Origin of the sequence: Archangium gephyra (genome assembly GCF_042230915.1) — a bacterium.
GTDB classification, from domain to species: domain Bacteria; phylum Myxococcota; class Myxococcia; order Myxococcales; family Myxococcaceae; genus Archangium; species Archangium gephyra_B.
In genome coordinates, this window is sequence record NZ_CP102578.1 from 5338746 (window position 1) to 5352403 (window position 13658).

Here is a 13658-nt window from a genome sequence, read left to right on the forward strand (position 1 = left end):
GTGGCAACGCATCAACCCGTCCCGGCGGAGCTCAAGGGACTCGTGGATCTCTCGTCCGACCTGCTCGGCACGTTCGTGCTCTACGCGACGGACGACTACTTCGCCGAAAAGGAGAACCTGCTCAAGCCGGGCCCTCCCGAGTGGCGCGAGGGCGCGTACACCGACAAGGGCAAGTGGATGGACGGCTGGGAGTCGCAGCGCAAGCGCGAGCCCGGCCACGACTTCGCCATCATCCGCCTGGGCGCGCCGGGCCGGGTGCGCGGGGCGCTCGTCGATACCACGCACTTCAAGGGCAACGCGCCCCAGCAGATCATGCTCGAGGGACTGGAGGCGCCGTTCACCGCGACCCCGGCGCAGCTGCTCGCGGACGAGAAGTGGTTTCCGATCATCGAGCAGAGCGCGGTGAAGCCGGACTTCCCGAACGTCTTCACGGTGGAGAAGGCGAGCGCGCGCGTGACGCACGTGCGGCTGCGCATCTACCCGGATGGAGGCGTGTCGCGCCTGCGCATCTACGGTGACGTGCTGGCCGAGGATCGCACCTTCTGGCGCCCGGGCAGCGTGGACCTGGGGGCGGTGGAGAACGGTGGGACCATCGCGGCCAAGAGCGACGAGTTCTTCGGCCCGCCGGCGAACATGCTGCTGCCCGGGCGCGGCGTGAACATGGGCGATGGCTGGGAGACGAAGCGGCGGCGCACGCCCGGCAGCGACTGGGCGGTGGTGAAGCTCGCGCGGCGCGGCATCCTCGAGCGCATCGAGCTGGACACGCACTTCTTCAAGGGCAACGCGCCGCAGGCGGCGCTCATCGAGGCCGTGGACGCGACGGGCATGGACGCGGACGTCCTGCAGTCGCTGCTCGCCTCCGCCTCGCCGAGCGGCTGGCGCGTGCTGGTGGACAAGACGTCGCTCGTCCAGCACCGGCGTCACCAGCTCGAGCCCATCCACCCCATGCCCGTCACGCACGTGCGCGTGCACATCTTCCCGCATGGCGGCGTGAACCGGCTGCGGCTCTTCGGGTACGCGCTCGACACCGAGGCCGAGGCCACGGTGCTGAAGCGGCTGAACGCGCTCGACGAGAAGGAGGCGCGGACGGTGTTCCAGGCGTGCTGCGGCTCCTCGGCGTGGGTGGACGGGATGATCGCGCGGCGGCAGTTCGAGAGCGTGCGTGCCCTGTTCGCGGCGGCGGACGCGGTGTGGTGGTCGCTGGGGGTGAAGGACTTCCTGGAGGCCTTCGCGGCGCACCCGCGCATCGGCCAGACGAAGAAGGCCGCGCCCCAGAGCGAGAAGTCCGCGGAGTGGAGCAGGGGAGAGCAGCGCTCGGTGGCGCAGGCGGACACCGGGACGCTGGAGCGGCTCGCGAAGCTGAACGACGAGTACTACGAGAAGTTCGGGTTCACCTTCATCGTCTTCGCCACGGGCAAGAGCGCGCCGGAGATGCTGGAGCTGCTCGAGCAGCGGGTGCAGCGCGGCAAGACGGATGAGGTGGAGACGGCCGCCGCGGAGCAGGCGAAGATCACCCGCGTGCGGCTGGAGAAGTGGCTGCGCGAGCAGATGGCGGGACGCTGAAGGAGAGGCACATGGGCATCAGCACGCACATCCTGGATACCTCCCGTGGCCGCCCCGCCGAGGGCGTCACGGTGACGCTGCATGCACAGCAGGACGGGGGCTGGAAGGAGCTCGCGCGCGGGGTGACGAACGCGGACGGACGCGTGAAGCCGCTGCTGGAGACGATTCCCGCGGCGGGCGTGTACCGGCTCTCGTTCGAGGTCGCGCCGTACTTCGCGCAACTCGAGACCGAGAGCTTCTACCCCTCGGTGTCGGTAGACTTCCGGGTCCACGCGCCGTCGGAGCACTACCACGTGCCGCTGCTGCTCAACCCCTTTGGTTTCTCGACGTACCGGGGCTCATGAGCACGCCCCGGGTCATCCGCGCGAAGCCGCTGACGCCAGACGCCTTCGCCCCGTATGGAGACGTCGTCTCCGCGGGGCTGAAGAGCGGCTCGTCGGCGAACCAGGGCACGGCGGTGCGGTTCGACTGGTCGGCGAAGCTGGAGAGCGATCGCGGAGGGGCGAAGCCGAACCTCGCGGTGTTCCGCTCGGTGCCGCAACCGCTGCCCTTCACGGTGAAGCTGCTGGAGCACCACCCGCACTCGAGCCAGGCCTTCCTGCCCATGGTCTGCGCGCGGTTCCTGGTGTGCGTCGCGCCCACGGAGGCCTCGGGTGGCCCGGACGTGGAGCGGCTCGCCGCGTTCGTGTGCGGCCCCGGGCAGGGGGTGAACTACCACCGCGGCGTGTGGCACCACCCCATCATCGCGCTGGACGCTCCGGCGGAGTTCGCGATGCTCGCCTGGGAGGACGGCGGCCCGGGAGACTGCGTGGTGCGGCAGTTCCCGGAGCCGCTGCGGGTCCTCGTCGAGGCCTGAGTGAGGCCTACTGGGCGCCGAAGTCCTGCGTCCAGTAGTGCGCGTAGGTGCTGCCGGAGGCCCGGTAGTAGTACCCCACGCCCAGGTGCTTGTAGCTGGCGCTCATGATGTTGTCGCAGTGCCCCGTGCTGTTCATCCAACCATTCACCGCCACGGCCGGCGTGCTGTACCCGGCGCCGATGTTCTCCGCCGCGGCACGCCAGACGTAGCCCGCCGACGTCATGCGCTGGAACGGCGTGGAGCCGTTGGAGCCCGTGTGGCTGAAGAAGTTGTTCACCGCCATGTCCTTGGAGTGCTTGCGCGCGGCGCAGCGCAGCCGCGTGTCCAGGGTGAGCGCGGGCACCGGAGGCCTGTACACGCCGCCGCACGTGGCTCCCGCCGCGCGCTTCTGGTTCACCAGCGTCAGCACCTGGTTCTCGAAGTCGGTCCAGCCCGTGCTCCAGGTGGTCACGTCATCGCAGTAGGCCAGGGCCGTGACCACGCCGTCCTCCGCGGGGGCCTCCCTCTGCACGCTCTCGCCGACCACGCCCTCGGACGCCGTCTCGGCACACTGCTCGGGACACTCCGCGGGACGCTCCTCGCCCCCACAGCCCGCCAGCAGCACCGCACCCAACAGAACAGACACTCCACGGTTCATTCGCATCACGCCACCGTTCTTTCTTTTCGATGTGTTGTCCAGCGACAGCCCCCGCTGCGCGCCCAGGCCGCCCGAGGAGGCGGCCCTGTATTCCATGTTTCATCATGAATCCAGGTATGTCCATTCTCACGGATTGAGATAAGGATTGGAGATCACGGGGCGAGTGCGGCAGTCTCGTGCCCCCATGATTGCCAGCGAGCACATGCATCGAGCGGGGAGGGCGAGGCTCGCCTTCGAGCGCGTGGGGAACCGGACCGTGGTGCGCACCGCGCTCGCGCACAGCCCCTTGCGGCTGCTGACGCCGCGCAATCACGGGCACGCCGCCTGGGTCTACACCAGCTCGCTCGGAGGCGGGCTGGTGGATGGGGATCACCTCTCCCTGGAGCTGGACGTCGCCGACGGTGCCTCCGCGCTGCTGTCGAGCCAGGGTTCCACCCGCGTCTACCGCTCGCCGCGTGGCTGCCGGAGCGAGCTGTCCGCACGCGTGGCGCCGGGCGCGTTGCTCGCATGGGTGCCGGACCCCACCATGTGCTTCACCGGGGCCCGGTACACGCAGAGCCAGGACATCCAGCTCGCCCCCGGGGCCTCGCTCGTCCTGATGGAGCTCCTCACCGCCGGCCGCAGCGCCAACGGCGAGCGCTGGGCCTTCACGCACTACGCGTCCTCGCTCCGGGTCCACCGCGAGGGCAGGGCCCTCATCGACGAGCGCTGGCTGCTCGACCCGGCCCATGGGGCGCTGCCCGAACGCCTCGGCCGCTTCGACGCGCTGGGGACCGTGCTCCTCGTGGGGCCCGCCCTGGACTCCGCCCGAGAGGCGCTCGCCGCGCACGTGGGAGCCCTGCCGGTGAAGCCTCGCTCCGGGCTCGTCTGCTCCGCCAGCCCGCTCGGGCCCGACGGACTGGTGCTCCGCGTGGCGGCCTCCTCCGCCGAGTCGCTGCTGCGCACCACCCGCGAGTGGCTGTCCTTCCTGCCCTCGCTGCTCGGTGATGACCCCTGGACACGCCGGGGATGAGCCCCAATCCGTGCTGGCCGTGCATGATGCGCGGCGCTAGGGTGGCCTCTGGCCGTCCTGCCCTGGTGCGGGGCGGCCCACCCGGAGGGGCGCATGCACCTGTCACCGCGTGAGATCGACAAGCTGCTGCTGCACGGCGCGGGCTTCCTGGCCCAGAAGCGCCTGGCGCGGGGCCTGCGGCTCAACTACCCCGAGTCCATGGCGCTCATCGCCACCCAGCTCTTGGAGCTCATCCGCGACGGCCGCAGCGTGGCCGAGCTGATGGACCTCGGACGGAAGATGCTGGGGCGCGCGCAGGTGATGGAGGGCGTGCCCGAGATGATTGCGGAGGTGCAGGTGGAGGGCACCTTCCCGGACGGCTCGAAGCTGGTGACGGTGCACCACCCCATCGAGGCCGAGCACGGAGACCTGTCGCTGGCGCTCTATGGCAGCTTCCTTCCCGTGCCGCCGCTGGAGCGTTTCCAGCGTGCGCCCCAGGAGGAGGTGCGGCCGGGAGAGGTGCTCGTGCAGCCGGGCGAGCTGGTGCTCAACGAGGGCCGCGACACCATCACGCTGGAGATCACCAACCGGGGAGATCGGCCCGTGCAGGTGGGCAGCCACTATCCGTTCTTCGAGACGAACCGGGCGCTCGTGTTCGATCGGGCGAAGGCGTACGGGAGGCGGCTGGACATCCCCGCGGGGACGGCGGTGCGCTTCGAGCCCGGGGAGAAGAAGACGGTGTCGCTGGTGGCCATCGCCGGGGCGAGGGTGGTGTGGGGCGGCAACGCGCTGGGCTCTGGGCCGGTGACGCCGGAGAACCAGGAACGCGCCCTGGCCGAGGTGGCCGCGCGGGGCTTCGGACACGAGGAGGGCGCATGAGCCGGAAGATGGATCGCCGTCACTACGCGGACATGTTCGGCCCCACCACCGGGGACCGGGTGCGGCTGGGGGACACGGGGCTGGTGGCGCAGGTGGAGAAGGACCTCACCGTCTACGGCGACGAGTGCAAGTTCGGCGGCGGCAAGGTGCTGCGCGACGGCATGGGCCAGAAGTCCGGGGTGGGGGACGCGGAGGCGCTGGACTGCGTCATCACCAACGCGCTCATCGTCGACTGGACGGGCATCTACAAGGCGGACATCGGCATCAAGGCGGGTCGCATCACCGGCATCGGCAAGGCGGGCAACCCGGACGTGATGGCGGGGGTGACGCCGGGCATGGTGGTGGGCGTCACCACCGAGGCCATCGCGGGCGAGGGGCTCATCGTCACCGCGGGCGGCATCGACTCGCACATCCACTTCATCTGCCCGCAGCAGGCGGACGAGGCGATCGCCAGCGGCATCACCACCTGGGTAGGCGGCGGCACGGGGCCCGCCACGGGCACCAACGCCACCACCTGCACGCCCGGCGCGTGGAACATCCGGCGCATGTTGCAGGCCACGGACAACATTCCGCTCAACATCGGCCTCACCGGCAAGGGCAACACCTCGCGCCCCGAGGGCCTGCTGGATCAGATCGCCGCGGGCGCCATCGGCCTGAAGCTGCACGAGGACTGGGGCACCACGCCCGCCACCATCGACACCTGCCTGTCGGTGGCCGAGGGCGAGGACGTGCAGATCACCATCCACACGGACACGCTGAACGAGTCCGGCTTCGTGGATGACTCGATCGCCGCGTTCAAGGGCCGCACCATCCACACGTACCACTCCGAGGGCGCGGGCGGCGGGCATGCGCCGGACATCATCCGGGTGTGCGGCCAGCCCAACGTGCTGCCCAGCTCGACGAACCCCACGCGCCCGTACACGGTGAACACGCTGGACGAGCACCTGGACATGCTCATGGTGTGTCACCACCTGGACCGGGAGATTCCCGAGGACGTGGCCTTCGCCGAGAGCCGCATCCGGGGAAGCACCATCGCCGCGGAGGACATCCTGCACGACCTGGGGGCCATCAGCATGATGTCCTCGGACAGCCAGGCGATGGGGCGGGTGGGGGAGGTCATCACCCGCACGTGGCAGACGGCGCACAAGATGCGCGAGCAGCGCGGGCGCCTGCGCGAGGAGAGCGGGGAGAACGACAACCTGCGCATCCGCCGCTACGTGTCCAAGTACACCATCAACCCCGCCATCGCCCACGGGCTGTCCCACGAGGTAGGTGCGGTGCAGGTAGGAATGCTGGCGGACCTGGTGCTGTGGCGGCCGGCCTTCTTCGGCATCCGTCCGGAGTTGGTGGTGAAGGGCGGATTCATCGCCTGGTCGCAGATGGGAGACCCGGGGGCCTCCATTCCCACGCCGCAGCCCTTCTACATGCGGCCGATGTTCGGCGCGCGGGGGCGGGCGCTGGGGGCCACCAGCATCGCCTTCGTCTCGGGACGCGCGCTGGCGGATGGGATGGTGCGGGAGTTGGGCCTGTCCAAGCAGATCTCCGGGGTGCGGCGGTGCCGGGGGCTCGGCAAGCGCGACATGCGGCTCAACGACGCGCTGCCGGTGCTCACGGTGGATCCGGAGACGTACGAGGTGCGCGCGGATGGCGAGCTGCTGACGTGCGAGCCCGCCGTCCGGTTGCCGCTGGCGCAGCGCTACTCGCTCTTCTGAGGGACGGCCATGGGCTCCACGTGGAGGTTGCTGCAGCTGGCCGACTCGGGCTTCCCCACGGGGGGCTTCGCGCACTCGGGCGGCCTGGAGGCGGCGGTGCAACAGGGCGAGGTGCGCGGGCGCGAGGGCCTGGAGCGCTTCGTGCGCGAGCTGCTGTGGCAGACGGGGCATGGGGCGCTGCCGCTGCTGGGCGCGGCCTGGCGCGAGCCCTCCTCGCTGGAGGCGCTGGACGCCCGCACGGACGCCTTCCTCACCAACCACGTGGCCAACCGGGCGAGCCGCACGCAGGGGCGGGCCTTCCTGGACACGTGCGCGCGCATCTTCCCCGCGGAGGTGGGACCGTTGCGGCTGGCGGCCCGGGAAGCCGGCGTGCGCTACCACCACGCGCCCCTCTTCGGCGCGGTGCTGCACGTCCTGGACATCGGGCTGCCCGACGCGCAGCGGCTCCTGCTGTCCCTCACCCTGCGCGGGGCGCTGTCCGCGGCGGTGCGGATGGGGATCGCCGGCACCCACGAGTCCCACCAGCTCCAGAACCGGTGCGCGCCCCTGTTGGACACGGTGCTGGAGACCTGTGCCGGGCTGGGCGTGGAGTCGCTGGCACAGACCTCGCCCTTGATGGACCTGCTCGGCGCCACACACGACCGGCTCTACTCACGGCTGTTCCTTTCCTGAGGTGAACCATGCACGACGACCACCGTGGCCACGGCCATGACGACGACCATGACCACACGCACGAGGACTGGGACCACCCGGGCCACTTCCACGAGCGCGAGCAGCCCGAGCGGCGCGACTTCTCCGCGCGGGCCTTCACCATCGGCATCGGAGGCCCGGTGGGCAGCGGGAAGACGGCGCTGGTGCTGGCGCTGTGCCGGGCGCTGAGGGAGCGCTACCGGCTGGGCGTGGTGACCAACGACATCTTCACGCAGGAGGACGCGGAGTTCCTGGTGCGCAACCAGGCGCTCTCGCCCGAGCGCATCAAGGCGGTGGAGACGGGAGGCTGCCCGCATGCGGCCATCCGCGAGGACATCAGCCACAACCTGCTGGCGCTCGAGGAGCTGATGGAGGCGCTCAAGCCGGAGCTGCTCATCGTCGAGAGCGGGGGAGACAACCTGGCGGCGCAGTACAGCCGGGAGCTGGCGGACTACACCGTCTACGTCATCGACGTGGCGGGCGGGGACAAGGTGCCGCGCAAGGGCGGGCCGGGCATCACCCAGTCCGATCTGCTCATCATCAACAAGACGGACCTGGCCCCGCACGTGGGGGCGGACCTGTCGGTGATGGAGCGCGACGCCCGGAAGATGCGAGGGGACGGGCCCTTCGTCTTCACCCAGGTGACCAAGGGGGTGGGGCTTCAGGAGGTCATCGACCACCTGCTCGGGGCCTGGCGCAAGGCCACGGGCGCCACGCTCCGCACCTGACGTCCGGATTACTTGTCGGACTTGCGAGGCCGCGCCGGGCTCTTCCTCGGTGCGGCCTTCTTCTTGTCCTCCTCGCCCGTGACCCCGCTGGGCAGGAGGATCCGTGCCGGGCTCTTCTTCGCCGCAGCCTTCTTCGCCCGGGTGGGCGCCTTCACCTGCTTCTTCGCTGCTTTCGCTCGAGTCGCCATGGTGGGGGGAGTGTACCTCCGCTCACCTGGAGCCGCTGACGTGTCAGCGGGCCTCCCTGACATGTCAGCGGGCTCCGTTGACATGTCACGCACTTTCCCGTGCGCGGCCGCCTCGGGTCCCGAACCGCCTGATTGTGCCTGTTTAGGAGTCGTGCGGGCCGCGGGGGACGTTGGCACATGGGTTGCCTTGGGCACACCGCATGGCCAAGGCGAAAGCAAAACAACCCTTTGAACTGCCAGACTTCTATGTCCCCTGGCCGGCGCGCCTGAATCCCAACCTCGAGGGAGCCCGGACGCACTCCAAGGCGTGGGCCCGTGAGCTGGGAATCATCGGCAAGCCGAAGGACGGGAGCAGCCCCGAGATCTGGGACGAGGCGAAGTTCGATGCGATGGATTACGCCCTGCTCTGTGCGTACACGCATCCCGAAGCTCCGGGCCCCGAGCTGGACCTGGTGACCGACTGGTACGTCTGGGTCTTCTACTTCGACGATCACTTCCTGGAGATCTACAAGCGCCCCCAGGATCGGGCGGGTGCGAAGAAGTATCTCGACAGGTTGCCCGCGTTCATGCCGGTGGACCTCTCCGTCACGCCACCGCAGCCCACCAATCCGGTGGAGCGGGGCCTGGCTGACTTGTGGGCCCGCACGGTGCCCTCCAAGTCCGTGGAGTGGCGGCGCCGGTTCTTCGAGAGCACCAAGCACCTGCTCGAGGAGTCGACGTGGGAGCTGTCCAACATCAGCGAGCGCCGGGTCTCCAACCCGATCGAGTACATCGAGATGCGCCGCAAGGTGGGCGGGGCCCCCTGGTCGGCGGACCTCGTGGAGCACGCCGTCTTCGCGGAGGTCCCGGACCGGATCGCCGCCTCCCGGCCCATGCGGGTCCTCAAGGACACGTTCTCCGACGCGGTGCACCTGCGCAACGATCTCTTCTCCTACGAGCGGGAGATCCTGGAGGAGGGTGAGCTCTCCAACGGCGTCCTGGTGATCGAGCGCTTCCTGGGTGTCGATACGCAGCGCGCCGCCAACCTGACCAACGACATCCTGACGTCCCGGCTCCATCAGTTCGAGAACACCGTCCTGACCGAGCTGCCCTTGCTCTTCGCGGAGTTCGGCCTCAATCCGGTCGAGCAGGCGAACGTCCTCACCTACATCCGGGGGCTTCAGGACTGGCAGTCGGGCGGCCACGAGTGGCACATGCGGTCGAGCCGCTACATGAACAAGCGCTCCGGCGGCTCCGGGGCGGAGGTGACCTTGCCGCTGCCCACGGGCCTGGGGACCTCGGCCTTGCGCATCCCCTGGTCGCCCGGTGCCCTGGGCCTGGGACGGTTCAAGAGCTTCTCCCACGTCCCCTGCACGGCCGTGGGCCCGGTGAAGCTGCCGAAGTTCTACATGCCGTACTCCACGCAGTTGAGCCCCCACCTGGAGGCCGCGCGGCGGAATTCCAAGGCATGGGCGCGCCGGATGGGGATGCTGGACGCCCTGCCGGGCCTGCCGGGCGTCTTCATCTGGGATGATCACAAGTTCGATGTCGCCGACGTGGCCCTGTGCGGTGCGTTGATCCACCCGGCGGCGACGGGCCCCGAGCTCGACCTGACCGCCGGCTGGCTCGTCTGGGGAACCTACGCCGACGACTACTTCCCCGCGTTCTACGGGTACACCCGTGACATGGCGGGCGCGAAGGTGTTCAACGCCCGGCTGACGGCGTTCATGCCCGACGACATCGGCACGGCCGCCGCCGTCCCCACCAACCCGGTGGAGCGTGGCCTGGCCGACCTGTGGGCTCGCACCGCGGGTCCCCTGTCCGCGAACGCCCGGCGTCAGTTCCGCCGCGCCATCATGGACATGACCGAGAGCTGGTTGTGGGAGCTCGCCAACCAGATGCAGAACCGGATCCCCGACCCGGTCGACTATGTGGAGATGCGCCGGAAGACGTTCGGCTCGGATCTCACCATGAGCCTGTCCCGGCTGTCCCAGGGTGATGAGATCCCTCCCGCGATCTTCCATACCCGGCCGATGCGTGCGCTCGAGAACTCGGCCGCCGACTACGCCTGCCTGACCAACGACATCTTCTCCTATCAGAAAGAGATTGAGTTCGAGGGCGAGCTCAACAACGGTGTGCTGGTTGTCCAGCGCTTCCTCGACCTCGAGGCGCCGCAGGCCGTCGAGGTCGTCAACAACCTGATGACCGCCCGGATGCAGCAGTTCGAGCACATCGTCGCCACCGAGCTGCCCGCCCTCGCGGACGATTTCAAGCTGGACTCGGGGGCCCGGGAGAAGCTGCGCAGGTACGTCGAGAAGCTCCAGCAGTGGATGTGCGGCGTGCTCCGGTGGCATGTCACGGTGGACCGTTACAAGGAATTCGAGCTGCGCAATACCCAGACACCCGGGCGGCTGTTGAAGGGCCCCACGGGGCTGGGCACCTCGGCCGCGCGCATCGCGTCGCTGTTCGCGAGCCCCCGGCCCTGAATCGCTATCAACGAGACGAGTGGTCTTCTTCCTAGAAGGAAATGGTAAGTCATGTCGAATATCGTGTTGAAGATTGATGATGCGGAGAAGCAGCAGTTGAGCCTCGGGACGGCCGCGGCGCGCCAGCTGGCGACGACGACCAAGTCCGTTCCGCAGATGCAGGGGATCTCCTCCCGCTGGCTGCTGAAGCTGCTGCCCTTCCTGCAGGTCTCCGGCGGCGTGTACCGCGTCAACCGCCGTCTGAGCTATGCCGTGGGCGATGGCCGGGTGTCCTTCACCAACACCGGCGCGAAGGTGCAGGTCATTCCGCAGGAGCTGTGCGAGCTGCCGCTGCTGCGCGGCTTCGACGATGTCGAGGTGCTGAGCGCCCTGGCGAACCGCTTCGAGCAGAAGGAGCTCAAGGCCGGTGAGGTGCTCACCGAGATGGGCAAGGAGGCGGATTCCATCTGCCTGATCGCCCGCGGCAAGGTGAACAAGATTGGCACGGGCAAGTACGGCGATCAGACCGTGCTCGAGGTGCTGGCGGATGGCGATCACTACAGCTACCAGGTGCTGCTGGAGTCGCAGCACTACTGGCAGTTCACGGTCAAGGCCGTCACCCCGTGCACGGTGCTGGTGCTGCAGCAGTCCGCGTTCGAGGCCGTGGTCGCCCTGTCCCCGTCGCTGCAGAAGCACGTCGAGAACTTCAAGATCCTCCTGAAGCGCAAGCAGGACACGGCGGGCCAGGCCGCCATCGAGCTGGCCGCGGGCCACACGGGCGAGCCCGTGCTGCCGGGCACCTTCGTGGATTACGAGACCTCGCCGCGTGAGTACGAGCTGAGCGTGGCCCAGACGGTGCTCCAGATCCACACCCGCGTCGCCGACCTCTTCAACGAGCCGATGAACCAGACCGAGCAGCAGCTGCGTCTGACCGTCGAGGCGCTGAAGGAGCGCAAGGAGCACGAGCTGATCAACAACCGTGACTTCGGGCTCCTGCACAACGCCGATCTCAAGCAGCGCATCCACACCCGCAACGGTCCTCCGACCCCGGATGACATGGACGAGCTGCTGGCCACCGTGTGGAAGGATCCGTCCTTCTTCCTGGCCCACCCCCGCGCCATCGCCGCGTTCGGCCAGGAGTGCAACCGCCGCGGCATCTACCCCACCAGCGTCGAGATGAACGGCAACATGGTTCCCGCCTGGCGCGGCATCCCCATCGTTCCCTGCAACAAGATCCCCGTGACCGACTCCCGCACCAGCTCCATCCTCCTGATGCGCGCGGGTGAGAAGAACCAGGGCGTCGTCGGCCTGCATCCCACGGCCCTCCCGGATGAGCTCGAGCCCGGCCTCAATGCCCGGTTCATGGGCATCAACGAGAAGGCCATCATGTCCTACCTCGTCACCACCTACTTCTCCGCGGCGGTGCTCGTCCCTGACGCGCTCGGCATCCTGGAGAGCGTGGAGATCGGCCGCGCCTAGGCGCGAGCAGTCCGCGCACAGCCCGGGAAAAGGAGAGGGATACCTTGATCATGGTGAATGAAGTGAAGACGGACCGTGGCAGTGAGGTCGAGACGCGGCAGCTGAGCCTGGCCACGGCCGCGGCCCGGCAGTTGGCGACGACGACCAAGTCGCTGCCGCAGATGGAGGGAATCTCTCCCCGGTGGCTGCTGCGCATGCTGCCCTGGGTTCAGGTGTCGGGTGGCGTGTACCGCGTCAACCGCCGCCTGAGCTACGCCGTGGGTGACGATCGCCTCAACTTCAGCAACATCGGCGCCCGGGTGCAGATCATCCCCCAGGAGCTCTACAAGCTGCCGCTGCTGCGTGGCTTCGAGGGCGACGGCGCGTTGATCGACACCCTGGCCAGCCGCTTCGTCCAGCGGGAGTTCAAGGCCGGCGAGCTCATCGTCGAGGCGGGCCAGCCCGCCGAACATGTGTTCCTGCTCGCCCATGGCAAGGCCAACAAGCTGGGCGCGGGCAAGTATGGAGATCCGATCATCCTCGACGTGCTGGCCGACGGCGACCACTTCGGGGATCAGGCGGTGGTCGAGTCCAACGATCACTGGGCGTTCACGGTCAAGGCCACGACCCCGTGTACGGTGCTGGCGCTGCCGCAGAAGGTGTTCGAGGACCTGATCAAACAGTCCTCGCAGCTGCACGCCCACGTCGAGAAGTTCAAGGCGCGGTTGAAGAAGCCCCAGGACAAGATGGGGCAGGCCGCCATCCAGCTCGCCGCCGGCCACTCCGGCGAGCCGGTGCTGGAGGGCACCTTCGTCGACTACGAGCTCACGCCCCGCGAGTACGAGCTGAGCGTGGCCCAGACCCGGCTCAACGTTCACACCCGCGTCTCCGACCTGTTCAACGATCCGATGAACCAGGTGGAGCAACAGCTCCGGCTGACCATCGAGGCGCTGAAGGAGCGGCAGGAATACGAGCTGATCAACAACCGGGACTTCGGGCTCCTGCACAACGCCGACCTCAAGCAGCGCATCCATGCGCGCAGCGGGCCGCCGACCCCCGATGACATGGACGAGCTGCTCAGCCGGCGGAGGAAGTCGCGGTTCTTCCTGGCTCACCCCCGCGTCATCGCCGCGTTCGGTCAGGAGTGCACCCGCCGCGGGCTCTACCCGACCGTCGTCGAGGTGGAGGGCAGAAAGGTGCTCGCCTGGCGCGGTGTCCCCATCCTGCCCTGCGACAAGATTCCCATCACCCCGGCCCGCACCAGCTCCATCCTCGTGCTGCGCGTCGGGCAGGAGGACCAGGGCGTCATCGGCCTCCATCGGACCGGTCTCCAGGACGAGGTCGAGCCCGGCCTCTCCGTCCGCCGCATGGACATCAACGAGAAGGCCATTACCTCCTACCTCGTCAGCACCTACTTCTCCGCGGCCCTGCTCGTGCCCGACGCGCTCGGTGTCCTCGAGAACGTCGAGCTCGGGCGCTGACGGCTCGCGGCAGCCATGGATTGACGCGGCT

General features: G+C 68.8%; 13 protein-coding genes. 11 read left to right on the forward strand and 2 right to left on the reverse strand.

From position 1 onward, the window contains the following. Genes alc through NR798_RS21005 form a run of 3 tightly spaced genes read left to right on the forward strand, consistent with a single transcriptional unit; the run spans position 1 to position 2419 of the window. Entirely contained in the window at positions 1–1563 is a 1563-nt protein-coding gene (gene alc, locus NR798_RS20995) for an allantoicase (RefSeq protein ID WP_375773260.1), read from the forward strand. An 11-nt stretch (positions 1564–1574) separates the two neighbouring features. After that, entirely contained in the window at positions 1575–1907 is a 333-nt protein-coding gene (gene uraH, locus NR798_RS21000; RefSeq protein WP_375773261.1) for a hydroxyisourate hydrolase, read from the forward strand. Further along, on the forward strand, positions 1904–2419 hold the full coding sequence (locus NR798_RS21005; protein WP_375773262.1) for an ureidoglycolate lyase: 516 nt from the start codon (positions 1904–1906) through the stop codon (positions 2417–2419). The genes uraH and NR798_RS21005 overlap by 4 nt, the downstream gene beginning before the upstream one ends. A gap of 7 nt (positions 2420–2426) precedes the next feature. Here NR798_RS21005 and NR798_RS21010 read toward each other — a convergent pair whose 3' ends face one another. Then, positions 2427–3044, reverse strand: coding sequence for a CAP domain-containing protein (locus NR798_RS21010; protein WP_375773263.1), 618 nt, complete (start codon positions 3042–3044; stop codon positions 2427–2429). A 214-nt stretch (positions 3045–3258) separates the two neighbouring features. On the opposite strand from NR798_RS21010, the gene NR798_RS21015 reads away from it, so the two are divergent. From NR798_RS21015 to ureG, 5 genes are all read left to right on the forward strand, one after another. Then, on the forward strand, positions 3259–4068 hold the full coding sequence (locus NR798_RS21015) for an urease accessory protein UreD (protein ID WP_375773264.1): 810 nt from the start codon (positions 3259–3261) through the stop codon (positions 4066–4068). 93 nt (positions 4069–4161) lie between these two features. Beyond that, positions 4162–4926 carry an urease subunit gamma gene (ureA, locus tag NR798_RS21020; RefSeq protein WP_375773265.1) on the forward strand — a complete coding sequence of 255 codons (765 nt, stop codon included), beginning with the start codon at positions 4162–4164 and terminating at the stop codon, positions 4924–4926. Next, positions 4923–6638, forward strand: coding sequence for an urease subunit alpha (gene ureC, locus NR798_RS21025; RefSeq protein ID WP_375773266.1), 1716 nt, complete (start codon positions 4923–4925; stop codon positions 6636–6638). Before ureA ends, ureC begins: the two co-directional genes overlap by 4 nt. A 9-nt stretch (positions 6639–6647) precedes the next feature. After that, positions 6648–7310, forward strand: a complete 663-nt coding sequence (locus NR798_RS21030; RefSeq protein WP_375773267.1) for an urease accessory protein UreF — start codon at positions 6648–6650, stop codon at positions 7308–7310. 8 nt (positions 7311–7318) lie between these two features. Then, positions 7319–8056, forward strand: a complete 738-nt coding sequence (gene ureG / locus NR798_RS21035; protein ID WP_375773268.1) for an urease accessory protein UreG — start codon at positions 7319–7321, stop codon at positions 8054–8056. Between the two features lie 8 nt (positions 8057–8064). On the opposite strand, the gene NR798_RS21040 is transcribed toward ureG, so the two are convergent. Next, positions 8065–8244 (reverse strand): hypothetical protein, encoded by a 180-nt coding sequence (locus tag NR798_RS21040; protein ID WP_375773269.1) that lies wholly within the window; start codon positions 8242–8244, stop codon positions 8065–8067. Between the two features lie 200 nt (positions 8245–8444). On the opposite strand from NR798_RS21040, the gene NR798_RS21045 reads away from it, so the two are divergent. Genes NR798_RS21045 through NR798_RS21055 form a run of 3 tightly spaced genes read left to right on the forward strand, consistent with a single transcriptional unit; the run spans position 8445 to position 13627 of the window. Beyond that, positions 8445–10709, forward strand: a complete 2265-nt coding sequence (locus NR798_RS21045) for a family 2 encapsulin nanocompartment cargo protein terpene cyclase (RefSeq protein ID WP_375773270.1) — start codon at positions 8445–8447, stop codon at positions 10707–10709. Between the two features lie 51 nt (positions 10710–10760). Further along, positions 10761–12167, forward strand: a complete 1407-nt coding sequence (locus tag NR798_RS21050; RefSeq protein ID WP_375773271.1) for a family 2B encapsulin nanocompartment shell protein — start codon at positions 10761–10763, stop codon at positions 12165–12167. 50 nt (positions 12168–12217) lie between these two features. Continuing rightward, positions 12218–13627, forward strand: a complete 1410-nt coding sequence (locus NR798_RS21055) for a family 2B encapsulin nanocompartment shell protein (RefSeq protein ID WP_375773272.1) — start codon at positions 12218–12220, stop codon at positions 13625–13627. Positions 13628–13658: the final 31 nt, after the last annotated feature.